General features: G+C 68.2%; 14 protein-coding genes. 4 read left to right on the plus strand and 10 right to left on the minus strand.

What is annotated here, in order from left to right:
• Window positions 1-190 precede the first annotated feature (190 nt).
• The 4 genes from imuA to ACODRX_RS01590 all read left to right on the plus strand — a co-directional run bounded on the left by imuA (window position 191) and on the right by ACODRX_RS01590 (window position 6742).
• A complete protein-coding gene (gene imuA, locus ACODRX_RS01575; protein WP_488869281.1) occupies window positions 191-991 on the plus strand; it encodes a translesion DNA synthesis-associated protein ImuA in 801 nt (266 codons plus the stop codon).
• Window positions 933-2273, plus strand: coding sequence for a Y-family DNA polymerase (locus ACODRX_RS01580; protein ID WP_488869282.1), 1341 nt, complete (start codon window positions 933-935; stop codon window positions 2271-2273). The genes imuA and ACODRX_RS01580 overlap by 59 nt, the downstream gene beginning before the upstream one ends.
• A gap of 9 nt (window positions 2274-2282) precedes the next feature.
• Window positions 2283-5402, plus strand: a complete 3120-nt coding sequence (locus ACODRX_RS01585) for an error-prone DNA polymerase (RefSeq protein WP_488869283.1) — start codon at window positions 2283-2285, stop codon at window positions 5400-5402.
• A 137-nt stretch (window positions 5403-5539) separates the two neighbouring features.
• The gene (locus tag ACODRX_RS01590; protein WP_488869284.1) at window positions 5540-6742 is read left to right on the plus strand and encodes an ABC transporter substrate-binding protein; all 1203 of its coding nucleotides are present in this window, start codon (window positions 5540-5542) and stop codon (window positions 6740-6742) included.
• 45 nt (window positions 6743-6787) lie between these two features.
• Here ACODRX_RS01590 and ACODRX_RS01595 read toward each other — a convergent pair whose 3' ends face one another.
• The 10 genes from ACODRX_RS01595 to ACODRX_RS01640 all read right to left on the minus strand — a co-directional run bounded on the left by ACODRX_RS01595 (window position 6788) and on the right by ACODRX_RS01640 (window position 18952).
• Window positions 6788-8752, minus strand: coding sequence for an ABC transporter permease (locus ACODRX_RS01595; protein WP_488869285.1), 1965 nt, complete (start codon window positions 8750-8752; stop codon window positions 6788-6790).
• Window positions 8749-9963 (minus strand): efflux RND transporter periplasmic adaptor subunit, encoded by a 1215-nt coding sequence (locus ACODRX_RS01600; protein WP_488869286.1) that lies wholly within the window; start codon window positions 9961-9963, stop codon window positions 8749-8751. The genes ACODRX_RS01595 and ACODRX_RS01600 overlap by 4 nt, the downstream gene beginning before the upstream one ends.
• Window positions 9964-10084: 121 nt before the next feature.
• A complete protein-coding gene (locus ACODRX_RS01605; RefSeq protein ID WP_488869287.1) occupies window positions 10085-10462 on the minus strand; it encodes a hypothetical protein in 378 nt (125 codons plus the stop codon).
• Window positions 10449-11291 carry a DUF3325 domain-containing protein gene (locus tag ACODRX_RS01610; protein WP_488869288.1) on the minus strand — a complete coding sequence of 281 codons (843 nt, stop codon included), beginning with the start codon at window positions 11289-11291 and terminating at the stop codon, window positions 10449-10451. The genes ACODRX_RS01605 and ACODRX_RS01610 overlap by 14 nt, the downstream gene beginning before the upstream one ends.
• Window positions 11288-11590, minus strand: coding sequence for an iron transporter (locus ACODRX_RS01615; RefSeq protein ID WP_488869289.1), 303 nt, complete (start codon window positions 11588-11590; stop codon window positions 11288-11290). The genes ACODRX_RS01610 and ACODRX_RS01615 overlap by 4 nt, the downstream gene beginning before the upstream one ends.
• The gene (locus ACODRX_RS01620; protein WP_488869290.1) at window positions 11587-13242 is read right to left on the minus strand and encodes a PepSY-associated TM helix domain-containing protein; all 1656 of its coding nucleotides are present in this window, start codon (window positions 13240-13242) and stop codon (window positions 11587-11589) included. Before ACODRX_RS01620 ends, ACODRX_RS01615 begins: the two co-directional genes overlap by 4 nt.
• A 252-nt stretch (window positions 13243-13494) precedes the next feature.
• Window positions 13495-15996 carry a TonB-dependent siderophore receptor gene (locus ACODRX_RS01625; protein ID WP_488869291.1) on the minus strand — a complete coding sequence of 834 codons (2502 nt, stop codon included), beginning with the start codon at window positions 15994-15996 and terminating at the stop codon, window positions 13495-13497.
• A gap of 275 nt (window positions 15997-16271) precedes the next feature.
• Window positions 16272-17321 (minus strand): FecR family protein, encoded by a 1050-nt coding sequence (locus ACODRX_RS01630; protein ID WP_488869292.1) that lies wholly within the window; start codon window positions 17319-17321, stop codon window positions 16272-16274.
• 23 nt (window positions 17322-17344) lie between these two features.
• The gene (locus tag ACODRX_RS01635; RefSeq protein ID WP_488869293.1) at window positions 17345-18001 is read right to left on the minus strand and encodes an RNA polymerase sigma factor; all 657 of its coding nucleotides are present in this window, start codon (window positions 17999-18001) and stop codon (window positions 17345-17347) included.
• A gap of 285 nt (window positions 18002-18286) precedes the next feature.
• Complete coding sequence (locus ACODRX_RS01640) at window positions 18287-18952, minus strand: nitroreductase (RefSeq protein ID WP_488869294.1); 666 nt, start codon at window positions 18950-18952, stop codon at window positions 18287-18289.
• Window positions 18953-18955 lie beyond the last annotated feature (3 nt).

The raw sequence follows: 18955 nt of genomic DNA on the forward strand, positions 1-18955 counted from the left end.
CGACGGATTGTGGGAGCGTTTGCCGCTCTCCCAGTGGGGCGCCTCGCATTGAACACCAATGAAGCACACGCCGCGCAATTTAGGGCGGCGGCGCAGATCTGTCAAAACCGGGAAATAACCCAGCCCAGGGTTGCCGTATTGGTGTTATTGGATCTTTTGGTGCATACTGTACAAATAAACAGTATTCATCATGCCTCGCCACAGCCCCCACTCTCCTGCCGCCCAAGCCCATGCCCGGCTGCCGCCCTCGGTGGCCGCCGCCGTGTGGCCGGGCGCGGACATGGCGCAGTCGCGGGCGGCAGCGGTGGCCACGGGCTGGGCCGAGCTGGACCGGGCGCTGCCCGGCGGCGGCTGGCCCACCCATGGGCTGACCGAGCTGCTGCCGCCGCAATGGGGCACGGTGGAATGGCGCCTGACCGCGCATGCGCTGCGGGCCTGCAGCGCCCAGGGCCTGCCGGTAGCCGTGCTGGGCGCGCCGCACCCACCGCATGCCGCCGGCCTGGCGCAGTCGGGCATCGCGCCCCGCCAGCTGGTATGGGTGGCCCATGCCTCGGCGCCAGACCTGCTCTGGGCCACCGAGCAGCTCATCAGCGCCAACGCGGCGGGCACCGTCATCGCCTGGCTGCGCGAGGCGCGGCCCGAGCAGATACGCCGCCTGCAGATCGCCGCGCACCGCTTCGACGGGCTGGTGTTCCTGGTGCGCCCCGCCACGGCCCTGCATATGGCCACGGCCGCGCCCCTGCGCCTGCAGGTGGCGCATGCGCCAGACTGGGCTTTGCAGCTGCGCATCCTCAAGCGCCGCGGCCCGGCGCTGGCAGATGCCTTGCGGCTGCCCGCCGTGCCGCCAGCGCTGGCCGGCCTGCTCACGCCCCGCATGCTGCATTACAGCGGCCGCCTGGCGCCGCCCGACACTTTCCCCCGCAAGGTTTCGCATGCCGACCCCGCTCTGGGCAGCCCTGCTCCCGCCACCGCCGAGCCCGCCTGGCACTGAGGCTGCGGCCCCACAGGGCCTGGCCTGGTGGTGCCTGCAGTTCACGCCGCGCGTCGCCATGCTTGCCGGCGCGGTGCTGATGGAGCTGTCCGCGTCGGCGCGGCTGTTTGGCGGCACCCGGGCGCTGGCGGCCCGCATTCGCGGCGAAAGCGGGCTGCTGGGCGTGCAGGCGCTGGCCTGGGCACCCACCAGCCTCGCGGCGCTGGCGCTGGCGCGCTGCGGCCAGCGCAACGGCTTTGCCCAGCCGCTGCCGCAGCTGCTGGATGCCCTGCCCCTGGCGGCGCTCGATGCCGCTCAGGCCCATGCGCCTACGCTGGCCCGCCTGGGCTGCGCCACGCTGGGCCAGGTGCGCGCGCTGCCGCGCGGCGGCGTGGTGCGCCGCTTCGGCAAGGAGCTGCTGGCGGCGCTGGACCAGGCCTATGGCCTGCAGCCCGAGGCCCACGCCTGGATCGAGCTGCCCGCGCAGTTCCAGGCGCGGCTGGAGCTGGCGCACCGCGCCGACAGCAGCGCGCACATCGTGCACGGCGCCGCGGTGCTGCTGCGCCAGATGTGCGGCTGGCTGGCAGCGCAGCGCGCGGGCATCACCCATTTCACGCTGCGCTGGCGCCACGATGCGCTGCGCAGCAGCGCCGCCGCGGCCGGCGGCGAACTGGGCATCCGCACCGCCGCCTCCACCCGGCAGCTCGATCACCTGCAGCGCCTGCTGCAGGAGCACCTGGCCCATGTGGTGCTGCAGGCCCCGGTGGTCGAGCTGGAGCTGCTCGCCCCCGAGCCGCAGCCGCTGCAGGAAAGCGCCGCCGACCTGCTACCCGACCCCGCCCGGCGCCACGAGCACCTGCCCCAGGTGCTGGAGCGCATTGCCGCGCGGCTGGGTGCCGGCCAGGTGCTGCGCCCGGTGCTGCGCGACGACCACCGCCCCGAATGGCAGCAGCACTGGCAGCCGGCGGGCGAGCCGCTGCCGGCCGCCGAGGCGGCGCTGCCTGCCCTGCCCCAGCCCAGCTTCCTGCTGGAGCAACCGCTGGCGCTGCCGCACGACAGCCAGGGTGCCCCGCTGTACCAAGGCCCGCTGCAGCTGGTGGTGGGCCCGCAACGGCTGGAGGGCGGCTGGTGGCACCGCAGCCCGGACTTTGCCCAGCCCGGCACAGCAGCGGAGCAAACCGCGCACAACGCGGTGCGCGACTACTGGATCGCCGCCAGCGCGCATGCCGGCATGCTGTGGATCTACCAGACCCGGCTGGAGGGCGAGCAAGGCGCCTGGTTCCTGCACGGCATCTTCGCCTGAGCGCCCACCATGGCCGACATCCTCCCCCCCTACGCCGAACTCTGGTGCCTGAGCAACTTCAGCTTTCTGCGCGGCGCCAGCCATCCGCACGAGCTGGTGGCGCGCGCCGCGCAGCTGGGCTACAGCGCGCTGGCGCTGGCCGACGAATGCTCGATGGCCGGCATGGTGCGCGCCCATGTGGCCGCGCGCGAGCACGGCCTGCCGCTGCTGGTGGGCACGCAGTTCGCGGTGCGGCCCGTGCCCGGCGGCGCGCCCTTCACGCTGGTGGCGCTGGCCTGCAACCTGCGCGGCTATGGCAACCTGTGCGCGCTGATCACCAAGCTGCGCAGAAAGTCGCCCAAGGGCCAATACCTGCTGGCGCAGGCCGCCGTGCAGAAAAGATCGTTCGAGGATTGCGTGGTGCTGGTGGCGCCAGAGCGCGACGCCGGCGATGCCCAGCTGCAGGCCCTGGCCCGCTGGATGCGCGCGCTGTTCGGCGAGCGCTGCTGGATCGCGGTGCACCAGGCCTGCCGGCTCGACGACGAGATGTGGCTGGCCCGATTGCAGCGCATGGGCGCGGGCGCAGCCATTCCCCTCGTGGCGGCGGGCGACGTGCACATGCATGTACGCTCGCGCAAGCCGCTGCAGGACGTGCTCAGCGCCACGCGCACCGGCCGGCCCCTCACGGCCTGCGGCCATGCGCTGCAGCCCAATGCCGAGCGGCACCTGCGCCACCGGCTGCGGCTGGCGCAGCTGTACCCGCCCGAGCTGCTGGCCGAGACCCTGCGGGTGGCCAGCCATTGCCGCTTTTCGCTGGACGAGCTGCGCTACCAGTACCCCGACGAGGTAGTGCCCGCGGGCGAGACGCCCGCCGCCTACCTGCGCCGCGTCACCTACGAGGGCGCGGCCCGGCGCTTTCGCGGCGGCATAGGCGCCGATATGCAGCAGCGCCTCGAACAGGAGCTTGCGCTGATCACCGAGCTGCGCTACGAGCACTACTTTCTGACGGTGTACGACATCGTGCACTTTGCGCGCAGCCAGGGCATCCTGTGCCAGGGCCGGGGTTCGGCCGCGAACTCGGTGGTCTGCTACTGCCTGGGGGTGACCGAGGTCAGCCCCGAGCAGACCACGCTGCTGTTCGCGCGCTTCATCAGCAAGGAGCGCAACGAGCCGCCCGACATCGACATCGACTTCGAGCACGAGCGGCGCGAGGAAGTCATCCAGTACCTCTACAGCAAGTACGGCCGCCACCGCGCGGCGCTCACTGCGGTGGTCATCAGCTACCGCAGCAAATCCGCCATCCGCGACGTGGGCAAGGCCCTGGGCTTCGCGCCTGCCGCCATCGACCAGCTGTGCAAGAGCCGCTACTGGTGGGACGGCGACGCCATCAGCCCCGAGGCGCTGGCCGGCGCCGGCCTGCACCCCGAAGACCTGGCGGTGCGCCAGCTGCAGGAGCTGACGCAGGCGCTCATCGGCTTTCCGCGCCACCTGTCGCAGCATGTGGGAGGCTTCGTGCTCACGCGCGGGCCGCTGTCGCGCATGGTGCCGGTGGAGCGCGCCGCGATGGACAAGCGCACCGTCATCGAATGGGACAAGGACGACCTCGACGCCATGGGCCTGCTCAAGGTCGACGTGCTCTCGCTGGGCATGCTGACCGCGCTGCGCAAGGCGCTGGCCCTGGTGGGCCAAAGCCGCGGCGAAGCGCTGGCGCTGGAGCACATACCGCCGGGCGACGAAGCCACCTACGACATGATCTGCGCGGCCGACACCATCGGCGTGTTCCAGATCGAAAGCCGCGCGCAGATGAGCATGCTGCCGCGCCTCAAGCCCCGCAGCTACTACGATCTGGTGGTGCAGGTGGCCATCGTGCGGCCCGGCCCCATCCAGGGCGGCATGGTCCACCCCTACCTGCGCCGGCGCCAGCAGCTGGAGCCCGTCCGGTATGAAAACGACGACCTCAGGCCGGCCTTGGAGCGCACGCTCGGCGTGCCGATCTTCCAGGAACAGGTGATGCAGATCGCCATGCTGGCGGCCGGCTTCACGCCCGGCGAGGCCGACCAGCTGCGCCGCGCCATGGCCGCCTGGAAGCGCCACGGCGACCTCGCCCCGTTTCGCCGCAAGCTCATCGACGGCATGCAGGAGCGCGGCTACCAGCCCGAATTTGCCGAAGCCATCTTCGAGCAGATCAAGGGCTTCGCCAACTACGGCTTCCCCGAAAGCCATGCGGCCAGCTTCGCCATCCTGGTCTACTACAGCTGCTGGCTCAAGCGCCACCATCCGGCCGAGTTCCTGGCCGCCATGCTCAACAGCCAGCCGCTGGGCTTCTACAGCGCCAGCCAGCTGGTGCAGGATGCGCGCCGCCATGGCGTCGAGGTGCGGCCGGCCGACGTGCTCTACAGCGGCATCGACTGCACGCTGGAAGAGCCGCAAGCCAAGCACTCCATGCCCGCGGTGCGCCTGGGCCTGCGCCTGGTGGATCAATTGCCCCAGGCGGCCGCGCGGCGCATCGTGCAGGCGCGGGCGGCCATGCCTTTCGACAGCGCGCAAGACCTGGCGCTGCGCGCCCGGCTGCCGCAGCGCGAGCTCAAGCTGCTGGCCGCCGCCGATGCGCTGGCCAGCCTCGAAGGCCACCGCCGCAACCAGCTCTGGCAGGCGGCCGGCCATATGCGGGCGCCCGCGCTGCTGCAATCCGCGCCCATTGAGGAAGATCTGTTCGAGCTGCCGCCCGCGCCCGAGGGCGAAGACATCCACTGGGACTACGCCGCCCTCGGCCTCACGCTGCGCCGCCATCCACTGGCGCTGCTGCGGCCCCGGCTCGCACTGCGCCAGGTGCACACCGCCGCCAGCCTGCACCAGGTGCCCAACGGCCACTGGGTGCGCCACTGCGGCATCGTCACGCTGCGCCAGCAGCCCGGCACCGCCAAGGGCACGGTCTTCGTCAGCCTGGAAGACGAGACCGGCGTGGTGCAGGTCATCTGCTGGCCCCGGATACGCGACACGCAGCGCGCCGCGCTGGTGCAGTCCAGGCTGCTGCTGGTCGATGGCCTCTGGCAGCGCGCAGGCCATGCCAAGAACCTGATCGCCCGGCGGCTCACCGACCTGAGCCCCTGGCTGGCCGGCCTGTGGACGCAAAGCCGGGACTTCCATTGACAGGCCGCGATGAAACCACCGGAAAACCTCCGAAAAACCACGGGGACATGCTTGCAGGTTTTCTCTCTTGCGCTATAGATTTTTTTAGCGCTACCCTTTGGGCCTGCATACACAACACACCACAAGGAGCCTGCGGCATGCGTTTTTCCCTCACCCCGACCTCTTTCGCCGCCATCGCGCTGGCCGCATCCGGCGCCGCCGGCCTGGCCCATGCGCAAGACCCCGTGCGCATCGGCTTTCTGACCGACATGTCCAGCCAGTATTCCGACGGCGACGGCAAGGGCGGCGTGGTCGCCATCCAGATGGCGATCGAGGACTTTGGCGGCAAGCTCATGGGCCGCCCCATCGAGCTGCTGAGCGCCGACCACCAGAACAAGGCCGACATCGCCTCGACCAAGTCGCGCGAATGGGTGGACCAGCAGGACGTGCAGCTGCTGGTCGCCGGCACCAACACCGCCACCGCGCTGGCCATGGGCCAGGTGGCCAACGAGAAAAAGCGCGTGCTGCTCATCAACGGCGCCTACTCATCGGGGCTGACCGGCGATAAATGCTCGCCCTACTGGGTGCACTACAACTCCGACACCACCGCCATCGCGCGCGGCACCGGCCGCGCCGTGCTGGAGCAAGGCGGCAAGACCTGGGCCCTGCTCACCGCCGACTACACCTTCGGCCACACGCTGGAGGCCGACCTGACCAAGGTCGTCACCGCGGGCGGCGGCCAGGTCATCAAGTCCATCCGCGCGCCCTTCCATGCCAACGATTTCTCGTCCTACCTGGTACAGGTGCAGGCCACCAAGGCCCAGATCCTGGGCCTGGCCAATGCGGGCGGCGACTTCATGAATTCGCTCAAGGCGGCGAAGGAATTCGGCGTCACCCCCAAGATGAAGCCGGTGGCGCTGATGGTGTTCGCCAACGAAGTGGAAAGCCTGGGCCTCAAGCAGGCCGGCGGGCTGATGTTCACCGACAGCTGGTACTGGGACCGCACGCCCGAGGCCCGCAAGTGGACCGACCGCTACTACGCCCGCACCAAGAAGATGCCCACCTCGCTGCATGCGTCAGATTACTCATCGGTCATGACCTACCTCAAGACCGCCGAGCGCATCCAGAGCCTGGATCCGGACAAGGTCATGGCCGCGCTCAAGTCGCAGCCGCTCGACGACATGTTCGGCAAGGGCACGATCCAGCCCAACGGCCGCTATGTGCACGACATGTACCTGCTGCAGGTCAAGACACCGCAGGAATCCAAGGGCCGGCACGACTTCTTCAAGCTGGTGAAGGCCCTGCCCGGCGACCAGGTCTTCGCCACCAAGGCCGAAGCCCAGTGCCCGCTGTGGAAGTAGGCCTGGCGCCTTCTCCCTAAGGGAGAAGGCGGCCTGCAAGCCTGGTCACTCGCCCGCCAGCGCCACGACCGGATCGAGCCTGGCCGCCTGCCGCGCCGGCATGAAGCCGAACACCAGCCCCGTCACCACCGCGCAGCCAAAGGCCAGCAGCATGGCGCTGATCGAGAACACCACGGCTGAGCCCCAGAAAATCAGCCCCGCGCCAATCCCCAGGCCCACGGCCACGCCCACCGCACCGCCGACCATGGTCACCAGCACCGCCTCCGTCATGAACTGCCGCTGGATGTCCCGCTGCCGCGCCCCGGTCGCCATGCGGATGCCGATCTCGCGCGTGCGCTCCTTGACCGCCATGAGCATCACGTTCATGACGCCAATGCCCCCAACCAGCAGCGAGACGGCGGCAATCAGGCTGAGCATCGTCGTCATCGAATCCTTGGCCTGCGCCTCGGCCTGCAAGCGCGCGGCGGCATTGGCAACGAAGAAATCCTCGCGCCCATGGCGCAGGCGCAGCAGTGCCTCGATGGCCGCCTGCGCCGGCAGCACATTGGCCGCATCCCGCGCCTGGACCACCGTGTAGTGCGGATCGAAGCTGCGGCCGTTCGGGAAGACACGCAAGATGCCCGAGCGGTAGGGAACCACCACCAGGTCATCCTGGGAGCGGCCGCCTTCGCCCGCGCCCTTCTCCACCACCACGCCGACCACCTGGAACGGCGTGTTGCCTATCAGAAGCTGCCGGCCCAGCGGGGATTCATTCCCAAAGAACCGTTCGCGCACCTTCTGCCCGATGACCACCACCGGCGCCAGTTCGTCGTCTTCCGCCGCGGTGAAGAAGCGGCCTTCGGCCACCGGCCAGTGGTGGATGGCTGGCCACGCATGGGTAGCCGCGATGGTGTCGGCCTGCCAGGCCACGTTGCCGTGGCGCACCATGGCCGGGTCGCGCGCCACGGGCATGGCATGCGCCACCTGCGGCAGCTTCTCGATCTCGGCCAGATCGGCCAGGGTCGTCACACCTTCCGGGCCGCCTTGCGGCGGGGTGCGATTATTGATGTACATGACGGTCGAGCCCATGGCGCCCAGGCGCGCCACGACTTCTTCGCGCGCCCCCATGCCCACGGCCAGCATCACGATGACCGAGGCCACCCCGATGACGATGCCCAGCAGCGTCAAGGCCGTGCGCGAGCGGCGGGTGCGCATGGAGCGCCAGGCCGAGCGCAGCGCCTCGCGCAGGTCCGCCAGCAGCGGCATGCCCCGGTCCAGCCGCGCCTGTGCCGTGTTCGGAGCGGGGATGGCAGCGAGCGCGCGGTCTGGCATGGCCTGGCCCTTCAGGCTGTCGCCGACGATGCGCCCGTCGCGGATCTCGATGACACGCCGGGCCTGCGCCGCCACCCCGCGGTCGTGCGTGATCAGGATGATGGTGTGGCCCGCATCGGCCAGCTCGTGCAGCAGCGCCATGACTTCCGCGCCGCTTTCGCTATCCAGCGCGCCCGTGGGCTCGTCGGCCAGGATGATGCGCCCGCCGTTCATCAGCGCCCGTGCGATGGACACCCGCTGCTGCTGCCCGCCGGACAGCTGATTGGGCCGCAGCTCCTGCTTGCCAGCCAAGCCCAACCGGGCCAGGAGCGCGCTGGCACGAAGCGCACGGGCTTGCTCCCCGGTGCCGGCATAGATCGCCGGCATCTCCACGTTCTCTCGCGCCGAGTCGGTGGCGATCAGGTGGTAGCCCTGGAAGACGAAGCCGAAGGCCTCGCGGCGCAGCCAGGCCAGCTCGTCCGCATCCAGCCCAGCCACGTCCCGGCCGTTGAAGCGATACCGGCCTTCGCTCGGCCTGTCCAGGCAGCCGAGCAGATTCATCAGCGTGGACTTGCCCGAGCCGGACTGGCCGACGATGGCGACGAATTCCCCGGCATGGATGGTGAGATCGATGCCGCGCAGCACCTCCACCCCGGGCCGCCCCGTGGCGCCGCCGCCGTAGCGCTTGCGGATGCCCTGCAGCTCGATGAGCGACGTCACCAGCGAAACCTCCTGGGGCTGGCGGCCGGCACCGCCTCGCCGGTGATGATCCGATCGCCTTCCTTCAGCCCTTGCAGCACTTCGGCCTGCAGCCGGTCGCGCACACCCAGGCGCACGCGGCGGACTTCCACCACCTGGTCGGGCGACTGCTCGGCAAGCAGGCGGACCTCGTGGGTATCGTCGGCATTGGGGTCGTCGGCGGGTTTGAATGCCGCCAGCGGGGCGGTGAGCACGCCCTGGGCCGCCGCAGCCACCACGGTGACCTGCGCGGTCATCTGCGGCATCAGGGCGCCGTCGGGATTGTCCACGTCGAACAGCACGGTGTACTGCACGGCCTTCATGGCGGGCGCCGCAGCGGCGGCGGCGCTGGCGGCATTCGCACCGGGCTGCACGGGGGGCGCCGGCAGCACCTGCCGCACCGCTCCGCCCCAGCGGCGCCTGTCCCCTCCAAGCGTGGTGAAGTAGGCGGCCAGGCCCGCCTTGACGTGGCGAATGTCGGCTTCGGACACATCGGTCCACACCGTCATGCGCGAGAGATCGGCGATGCGCAGCACCGTCGGCGTCTGGTAGGTGGCGTTGAGTGTCTGGCCTTCCTTCACGTCGATGCCCGTCACCACGCCCGCGATGGGCGCGTAGATGCGCGTATAGCCCAGCCGCGCCTCGTCGGCGCGCAGGCTGGCCGCCGTCTGGCGGATCGTGGCTTCGTACTGCGCCACCTTGGCCCGCGCCGAGCGCAGCGTGGCGGCGGCCGTCTGCACGTCCTCCAGCCGGGTGGCTTCATAGCGCACCAACTGCTGCTGGCGGCGGTGCTGCTGCCCGGCCAGCTCCGCCTGGGCCTGTGCATCGTCCAGCTGGGCGCGCAGTGCGGCGATCTGGGCCTGCCCGGCCTCCACCGTGGCCGCCAGCACGCTGGCGTCGATCTCGGCCAGCAGTTGGCCCTTCCTGACCGTATCGCCCGCCTGCACGTGGATGCGGGTGATCTGGCCCGATACCTGCGCTCCCACGTCCACCGAGCGCAGGGGTTGCAGCGTGCCGATGGCCGCGACGCTGGATTCGATGTCGCCGCGCCCGACCGTGGCGATCTGCCATTGCGGCGATGGATCAGGCCGCAGCGCGCGCCATCCCACGGCAGCGGTCGCCAGAATCAGGACCACCAGGGCGAGCCCGCCCCCGCCGGGCCGCCACCGGCGCCGCGTGGAGTGCGACCGCATTAGCGGAGCACCTCGAAACTCAGCGTGGCGGCAAGCAGCCCCGCCGCGACGGCCAGGCCTGCGTCGATCCGCCGCTGCGCGGACTGTCGTGATGAATGGAACTGCAGCATGGCCTCTCCTTCTATCGGCTTACGGATGTTCGCATCCAGCGCGGCGTGCGGCCGGGCGGCGGCGCGGTGATCTCTTGCTGCTCGACCGTGACCTGCAGGCCTGGCCCGGTGTCGAACAGCACATAGAACGGCTGCGCGGGTTTCCTGAAGGTCCAGGTGGAGTCGGCTCCCAGCTTGCCGCCGATCAGCAGCGTGCCATCCAGCGCAAAGACCTCCATGCCCGCGCCCGGCATCTCGTCGCCGTCGTTGCTCGCGCCCCGGCAGCGCACGGTGGCCTCATCCAGCAGGAAGCAGCGGGCCACGGGCTCGTGCGCGTACACCGCGGTGCTGCCCAGCGCCAGGAGCCAAGCAAGCAGCCAGCGGGCGGTGATGCGTTCAGCGCGGAGCATGGGCTTTCCTTTCTTCAGCGAACCACGCCACGCTGGCCAGCGATGCACGATCCATGCGCAATGCGGTCTGGTGGATGGAGCCATCCTTGCCCACCACGGTCAGCCACAGCTCGCTGTCTGCCTGGGTTGTGGACGGCAGCGGTATTTCCACCCGCCGCTCCCAGCGCTGGCCCATGAAGGCCATGCCAACCGCTCGCGCCGAGCGCGGTTGGTTGACCTTCAGATAGGCCTGGCGGATGCCGCTGTCGCAGGTCTCGCAAAAGCGCAGGCGGTATTCCTTCATGGGGACATCCATCTCCATGAGCTCTGGCGGCTCGCGATGCGCTTCGGCAAAAGTGAATCGCCAGGGGCCGACTTGTCCTTGGATGGCATCTGGCCGTTTGAGTGGCTGCTTCTCCACACGGGCCAAGCCGATGGAGAAGACGACCACGGTGGCCAACAGCAGCCCGATGGCGAGGGCTCTGCGCTTGCGCTTCCGAGGCACTGCCGGTTCTGCCGCGCCAGCCTTGGGTGGCCGTACAAACTTCTCGCGCACGGGTGGCTGCCAAGGCCAGCGCGGGAAGGTAAACACCCAGGCCAGTGCGGCCACCGTGAGCCAGCCGAGCCAGAAGGTGATGCCGACACCGACATCGAGAACTGCAATGCCCCAGGACAATGACACCGCCAGCAGCAGCCAGCCTGCGGCACGGGCAAACATCCGCCAGTGCGGTGCAGGAAGCCTGCCCAGCAAATGCTCGGCATGGCGTTCGGTTGCCAGCGCCAGCGCGAAGAAGGCCAGCAGGCTCACGGCCAGGATGCCCAGATGGGTTCCGGTCAATGCAGCCGTCATGCGCGACCTCCGAGCCACAGCAGCCAGGCCAGGCCGCTGCACACGGCAGTGCCCACAAGCATGCCAAGCCAGGCACGCGCCGCTGTTCTGGCGGTGAAGACCCCAATGACCGCCACCGTGTAGACGGCGAAGCTCAGCATGGTGGCCCAGAGCACGCCCTGGGCCTTGGGGGCCGGCCAGAGCAAGGCCATGAGAACTGTCGCGGCCGATGCGAGGGCATAGCCGCCAAAGGCTGCCGCGGCCACCCGCGAGGCCACGGCCCAGCGGCAGGCGGGGGTGAGCGTGGCGGCCTTGCTCATGCCGCACCTCCCGCCGAAGCAACCGTACCCGAACCAACCAAAGCTGGTTTAGGTGCTAGACGGCGCTGTACCTTGCGCGCCATGATGGCGAAGACCCCAGCCAGTCCCAGCATGGTGAGGTCAAAGCCCGCGAACACCCAGTCGCTGCCATGCAACGCATCGGGAAGGCTGCGGCCCAGGTGCCGATCCGTGGTCAGCGCATTGACTACCGGCACCAGCGCATAGGCCGCGCAGGTGGCCCAGAGCAGTTCGATCCAGGCACGTGCAAGTGGCCGCGCCAAGGCAAAGAACAGCGTTCCCAACCACAGGGCGAACAGGCTGTGCGACTCCCAGGCAGCCCTGTCAGCCATGTCCAATGGCAGCAGGCGGTTGGCCCAGAAGTAGCCTGCGACAGCGAGTGGCAGGCCGGCGATGGTGGCAACGTTGAGATTCTCGACCAGCCGTACGCCGAACTCCTCGGCTTCCTCACGGCCCGAACTCAGGTGAAACCTGCGGCGCTTGACCGTCCACAGAACCAGGCCCGTGCCGATCATGGCGCAACCCAACAGGCCGGCGATGAAGTACAGCCAGCGGCCCCAGATGCTGGCGAAGTTGCCTTCGTGCAGATTCAACATCACACTCTGGGTCAGCACGGCGCTGCCACCGGCACGCGGCTCCGCATGCAGTTGTTCACCTGTATCGGCGTTGAAGCGAAGGGTGTCGGCCGTCCAGATATCCAGACGTTGCTGAGGCGCGCGAGTCAGGATGATCTCAGGCGGCTCTCCTTCGTGGCGTTCAATGGTGATGGAAGCCAATTGCCCTGCGCCCCATTCCCCAAAGGCCCGCGCAACCAAGGGTGCCGGCGGAGTTGCTGGCATGCCGATGGCGGCATGCTTGTGTTCGTGCTCTTCGTACAACTCCTCGTAGAAGGCTGAGCTTTTCTGCTTGTCTGTGCCGTAGAGGATGTCGCGCCCGGCAGGCATGTAGGTGAACATGAAGAACACCAGCCCGCTGTAGGTGATCATCAGGAAGAACGGCAGCGCCATGACGCTGATGGCGTTGTGCGCATCCAGCCACGAGCGCTGCCCCTTGCCGGGACGGAAGGTAAAGAAATCCTGGAAGATCTTCTTGTGCGTGATGACGCCGGCGACGATGGCAATCAGCATGAGCATGGTGCACACGCCCACGATGCGCATGCCCCATGCATAGGGCATGTAGTGCAGCAGATAGTGCATGCGGTACAGCCCATTACCGCCCGTGGTGGCTCGCGGCTCCGGTTCAGGGGGCCGCAGTGAGCCGGTCCCAGGGTCGAGTTTCTCGGTGACGAAGGCGCCAAACTCGTGGCCGGGCTCGGGCACCTGCTGCCAGCGCACGCCGAACTCTTGCCAAGTGCGGCCTGCCAGAGCCGCGTGCGGCAGCGTGATCTGCCAGCTCGCCGCCTCGGGGGCCATCTGCTCCAGGCGCGCCAGCCCCAGCGCCGTCATGCGCCGCAGGTCTTGCAACGCATGCGCCTGGGGCTGTACAACTGCCTGCTCCGGCCGCATCCAGCGGGTGATTTCGTACTGGAAATAGCCGGCTGTTCCCGTGACGAACACGAAGAACAGCAGCCAGCCGACGACCAGGCCGCTCCAGGTGTGCAGCCAGGCGGCTGATTTTCTTAAAGAACTTCCCACTGATAGTCCTGCCTTAGGTCGAATTGCACTTGCCTTGTCGCCCACCGCATGTCTATATCCATGACTTGACTGCGAGCATGAACCGATCGGTCTTGCATGATGTGCGGGGCTCTCGCTTTCGCTTACTCACCTCAAGCCGATCAGCCCAAACAGTCGTCTGCTCTCGTGTGTGGCCGCCGGCGTGCAATGCATCGCGACACGACGGCTCATAGCGCAGGCGCAAGACGCGCTGCACTAGCCGTTACGTACTCGTTACCACCGGTAGGCGGCGGATAGGATGACCGTGCGCGGCTCGCCGAGGAAACAGGTGTGGTACGAACATGAGCTCACGTAGCGCTTGTTGGCCAGGTTCTTCATGTTGAGTGCCAGTTTCCATGGTCCGGTGCTGTAGCTGACCATGGCGTCCAGCAGCACATAGGCTGGCAACGACTGCGTGGAGCCCTGTTCGCGCGTGGTTCCCGTGTAGCGTGCGCCGGCGCCAATGCGCAGGCCAGGCAGGTCGAACGCACCAAAGCCATAGTCGGCCCAGACCGAAAACTGGTGCAGTGGCGTGTACGCGGATCGCTTGCCCTCTTCGCCGGGCGTTAGTGGACTGCTCTTGGTAGTGCGCGCATCGGTGTAGGCGTAGGCGGCAATCAGGTTGGCGTTTTTGCCCAGCCGCGTGCGCGCCTCCAGCTCAAAGCCGCGCGAGCGCACCTCGCCCTGCTGGATGCTGAAGTTGGTGTCGATCGGGTCCGAGACCGTCACGTTTTGCTGTGTGAGCTGGTAGACCGCTGCAGTGATCAGGGTGTCCGAGCCCGCTGGCTGGTAGCGCACACCAGCCTCATACTGCTCGCCTTGCGTCGGCTTGAAGCGCCCACCCAGGCGGTTCACACCGGCCTGTGGTTGGAACGACTGGCTGAAGCCGACGAACGGTGCCAAGCCGTTATCGGCCAGGTACACGGCACCCAGGCGCCCGCTGAACTGGCTGGATTTTTCGTTGTCGGCGGACACATCACCCGTCAGCGGGTTGTAGTCGTCATAGCGCACATGGTCCTGCCGGCCACCGGCGAGCAAGACCCAGCGCTCGCCGAGCTTCATCTGGTCCTGAACATACAAGCCTGTTTGCTTGATGTTGCGCTGGCCCCAGCTATCATCAAGCCGTTGCTTTGGACCCACGCCGCTTCCATAGACCGGGGCGAACAGGTCCTGGTCCGGCATGGTATGGAAGTAGTACTCATCGGTCCATTTGGTGGTGGAGTAGTCTAGCCCCATGAGTGCCGTGTGCTGGACCGCACCGGTCTCGAATTTGTACTGCAGCGACGTATCCATGGTCACGCCCTTGGACGTCTGGTGTCGGTCATGCCCACGGCGCGTAAAGGTGCGTTGGGTGGGGGCAAAGCCGTAGTAATTGCGGGCCTGGGCTTCGCGCCGGTCAATCTGGCCTTCGTAGTAGCGCAAGCCGTGGCGCAGTTTGAGGCTGTCGTTAAAATCGTGCTCCAGCAAATAACCGGCTACCTTGCGGTTGACTTTGAAGGCGTCAAAGCCAGGCTCGCCAATGAAGCGGCTGGTGGGAACCTCGCCGTAAGGGCTAGGTAGCAGCGTGCCATAGAGCGGATACCCTGCAGGGTAGATGGTGGCATCGCGCTGATATTCCGCACGCAGGGTCAGGCTGGTGGCAGCATTGGGGCGCCAGCGCAGCGCGCCGGCGATGTAGTTGCGGTCGTCGTTGGTGTAGTCCTGCGGTGCGTCGCTTCTGCGCAGCACAGTGGTCAGCCGGTACGACAGGGTTTTGTCTTCGTTCAGCGCCCCGCCAAAGTCTGCCGCCACTTGCTTGCGCTTGAAGTTGCCAAGATCGGCTGTAATCTCGCGCAGGGGCTCCGTAGTCGGTTGCTTGCTCACGGCATTGATCAGCCCGCCCGGAGGCAAGGCGCCATACAGCGTGGAGGCGGCGCCCTTGAGCACCTCGATACGCTCCAGTCCATATGGCTCCATCTGGCCGTCGTAGATGCCCACCTGGTAGCGCATGCCATCCAGGTACGGCTGGGTGCTGGTGAAGCCGCGTACCACGAATTGATCGGCCACCCGGTCCACCCAGGCGGCGCGGGCGACGCCAGCCGTATAGCCCAACGATTCAAAGACATCGCGCGGTTTGAGCAACTCGATCTGCTCGGCGGGAATCACTGAGATCGATTGCGGCGTCTCGATGAGTGGTGTATCCGTCTTGGAGGCGGTCGCGCTGCGTTTGGCGACAAGGCCGCGGACCGGGCCGGTTGCGGTTTCGCGGTCGGCCTGGGCGGTCACCGTCACCTCCGCCATCAGCGACGTCGCCGCCGAAGCCTCAACCGGCGCGGCCCGGATGGTGAAGGTGCCAGGCTGCGTGCTGACAGCGACCAAGCCCGTGCCGGCCAGCAACCGCGCCAAGGCTTGGCGCGCAGTGAGATTGCCGCTGACCGCCGCCGCCTGGCGGCCTCCGACCAGTGCATCGTCAAAGAGCACCTGCGTCTGCGTCTGGCGGCCAAATGCCTTGAGGGCATTGATCAGAGGCTGTGCTGCGATGCTGAAGGACTGGCGCGTTTCCGATGCCGCTGCCGGCTGGGCCAGCGCATCGCCGGGGCTGGCGGCCATCACGGCCACCGCTGCCGACACCAGCAGCGCCACCAGGCTGGGCCGCAGCGCAAGGCCGCCGCCTTGCGCGTGGACAAGCCGCGCACGTTGTGCGCACAGCTTCGCGTTGTTGTTCTCGAACCGCTCCCTCAACCGACCTGGGTACATGGCCTATAGCTCCTGAATTCCTTGCGCGTATGACAGCGGCAGGCCCAGGGCAGGAAGGCAGGAACGCACGCACGCCAGATCGGGCGGGCGGCGCGAAAGACAGCCTACTTGCGCGGGAGTGCCGCTTGCTTACGGCCGTTGGCTAGGAATCAGCAAGCAGTGGTCGCTCTTTTCCGTGGCTGGCAGCCCAGGGCTCGAAAATTCCTCGCCCATACCTAGGAAGAAGCAGGAAAGGGGCAATTCATGGAACCCGATCAAATGAAACAATTTGCAACTCAACGCTGACTGATCAGCCAGCCGCCCTCGGCGCGCCGCTGCACGCGCACGTTGGCCACGCTGGGCAAGGCCAGCAGGAAGCGCTGCGGCTCCTTCAGCGCCAGCAGGCCCGAGACCGGCAGATTCTGGAGCGCCGCGCCTTCGATCTCCACGGGCTGGCCGAGGTAGCGGGACAGTTCATCCGCCACCTGCCGAAGCGCTGCGCGCTTGAAGTAGATCTGGCCGGTTCGCCATTGCGCGATGGACTCGGGCACCACCAGCAGGTCGCGGTGCCGCCCGCTGGCGGGATCGATGGCAACGCCCGTGCCCGGCCCCAGGGTGAGCATGGGCGCGCCGGAGCGTATCCTGGAGCGCACTTCGACGCGGCCCTCCAGCACCTGCACCGCGAATTCTGGCGGCCCGGCCCGCACATTGAAGGCCGTGCCGACAACGCGCACCTGGCTGGTGCTGCTGTCCACGGTGAAGGGTTTGCCGGCATCCGTGGCGACCTTGAAGAATGCCTCGCCCTTGTCGAGCACGGTCTCGCGCCGGCGCGGGTAGTAGCGCACCTGCAGGCGGCTGTTCGCATTCAGCGCCACATGCGAGCCATCGGGCAGGTCGATGTCGCGCAGCTCGCCGGGGGCAGTGGCGATGTCCACCGAATAGCGGGCGGTGTTGTCCCAGCGGTGCCAGCCATAACCGGCAGCGGCCACGACGAGCAGCGCGACCGCGAAGGCAGACGCCAGGGCGGGCCTGCGCGACCAGCCGACGACGCGGCCTGCGGCATTGCCTTGCACCGCCGCAGGCCGCCCGGTGCCGGGAGCCGCTTGGGGGGCTGCCGCTGCCCGGGCTTGGCCATAGGCGGCGGGAAACATGGCCTTGAGCTGCTCCGCTTCCCGCCAGGTGCGGCTGACGCCATCCATCGCTTCGCGGTGGGCCGGGTCCTGCGCCAGCCATTCGTCCAGCGCCCGTTCGTCGGCGCCCGACCAGCCGGGCTGCTGTCGGCGCACACACCACTCGCCCGCGCGGTGGTTCAGCCGCAGCACCTGCTCGGGCGGAAGTCTCTGCAACAGGGATCGGCCTGGCTCTGCGCTCATGTTCTTTCGCCCCGCACCGGTGGGGCGGTGCTTTCATCGTCGTTGTCTTCCTCGGCGCTCAGCGCGCCCTGCAGGGCCTGCAGGCGCCTCATCTGCTCGGCACTGGCGAACAGCACGCGCGTCTCGCAATAGCCGACGGCCCGGCCCAGGTGCTTCACGACCATCCGTGCGCCGATGCCCATGCGGTCGGCGGTCTCCTCGATGGTATGGCCTTCGATGCGGTGAAGCACAAAGGCTTCGCGCTGCCGGGCCGGCAGCTCCTGAATCGCCGCCTGCAACCGCATCAGGCGCTGGCGGTGCTCGGCCTGGTGCTCGGTGTCGCCGTCGCCCTGTGCCGCGACGGCAAGCAGTTCCTCCTGGCATTCGTCGTAAGAGAGGTTCCGGAGCCCGTGCGCCTGCGGGCCTTTGTGCCAGTCACGCGCCACCACGCTGCGCACCGTCTGCCGCAGATAGGGTTGCTCCTCCTCTGGCGCCAGCACCCTGCGCGTGGCGGCAACGCGCACGAACACCTCCTGCATCCCGTCCTCGACGCTGGCGCTGCTTGCGAAATGGCGGCGCAGCATGCGCATGACGGGGGTGCGCCAGCGTTCGTACAGCGAGGCCAGCGGCCCTTCCTCGGGCTGTTGGGCGGCGGCAAGCGGGTCGCGCTTCATGGCCTGGCCCCTGAGCCCAACGCACACGTGATCCACACCCGTGGACATGCCAGGGCGGTGAATTCGCCAGCGGAGAAAGTCAGGAAGATGGCCACGATGCACACAGATACGCCGCCGATCCGAAGTGGCGCAGCCCCATGCCTCGATGAACAACGAGGAACAGGCGGGCCTGGCTATGGGCGGATATCGAATGGCTGAATGAAACTTGTTCAAGTTTAACGCCGCCAGCGCCTGCTGCGGCGGCCCGCAGCGCCGCGACCCTGCCTTTTGCTGGTTCCCTTGGAATCAAAACCCGCGCATCTGGGCCCACTCGTCCCAGGGTGCGCGGTCGGAGCGCAGCGCATTGATCGGCGCCTCGGCATCCTCGTAGCCCAGCGCAATGCCAAAGGCCACGCGGTACGGCTCGGGCACCTTCAGCACCCGCTCCACCGCATCGCCAAAGCGGCGCCAGTAGCCCTGCGCGCAGGTGGCCATGCCGCGCTCGGTGGCCAGCAGCATGAACGACTGCAGGTAGATGCCCAGATCCACCCACTGCGGATGCACCATGCGCTCGTCCACCAGCACGATCAGCCCCACCGGCGCGCCGAAAAAGCGGCCGTTCTTCGCCACCTGCTCCAGGCGTGCGGCCCGGTTGTCGCGCGGGATGTCGATGGTGCGGTACAGATCCTCGCCATTCTTGTAGCGGCGGCTGCGGTACGGATCCCACAGGCTGGGCGGATAGGATGCGCTGGCCGGCAGATCGTCGCCCGGCGTCGACTGCGCCACCGCCTCGATGAACTCCTTGAGCGGCTCGCCCGCCAGCGCCACCACGCGCCACGGCTGCACATTGCCGCCAGACGCCGCCGCCTGCGCCGCCTCGGCCATCAGGCTGCGCACCTGCTCCTGGCTGGGCACACGGGGAAGAAAAGCGCGCACCGAACGGCGCGCGCGCATGGCTTCGGAAACATTCATGGC

The organism is Comamonas sp. FG99, assembly GCF_057808605.1.

Bases quoted from the DNA above. Each gene is read 5' to 3' on its own strand.
- ACODRX_RS01580 (WP_488869282.1), top strand. From the start codon at position 933: ATGCCGACCCCGCTCTGGGCAGCCCTGCTCCCGCCACCGCCGAGCCCG.
- ACODRX_RS01605 (WP_488869287.1), bottom strand. From the start codon at position 10,462: ATGCTCCGCGCTGAACGCATCACCGCCCGCTGGCTGCTTGCTTGGCTC.
- ACODRX_RS01585 (WP_488869283.1), top strand. From the start codon at position 2,283: ATGGCCGACATCCTCCCCCCCTACGCCGAACTCTGGTGCCTGAGCAAC.
- ACODRX_RS01590 (WP_488869284.1), top strand. From the start codon at position 5,540: ATGCGTTTTTCCCTCACCCCGACCTCTTTCGCCGCCATCGCGCTGGCC.
- ACODRX_RS01625 (WP_488869291.1), bottom strand. From the start codon at position 15,996: ATGTACCCAGGTCGGTTGAGGGAGCGGTTCGAGAACAACAACGCGAAG.
- ACODRX_RS01615 (WP_488869289.1), bottom strand. From the start codon at position 11,590: ATGAGCAAGGCCGCCACGCTCACCCCCGCCTGCCGCTGGGCCGTGGCC.
- ACODRX_RS01635 (WP_488869293.1), bottom strand. From the start codon at position 18,001: ATGAAGCGCGACCCGCTTGCCGCCGCCCAACAGCCCGAGGAAGGGCCG.
- ACODRX_RS01600 (WP_488869286.1), bottom strand. From the start codon at position 9,963: ATGCGGTCGCACTCCACGCGGCGCCGGTGGCGGCCCGGCGGGGGCGGG.
- ACODRX_RS01640 (WP_488869294.1), bottom strand. From the start codon at position 18,952: ATGAATGTTTCCGAAGCCATGCGCGCGCGCCGTTCGGTGCGCGCTTTT.
- ACODRX_RS01610 (WP_488869288.1), bottom strand. From the start codon at position 11,291: ATGACGGCTGCATTGACCGGAACCCATCTGGGCATCCTGGCCGTGAGC.
- imuA (WP_488869281.1), top strand. From the start codon at position 191: ATGCCTCGCCACAGCCCCCACTCTCCTGCCGCCCAAGCCCATGCCCGG.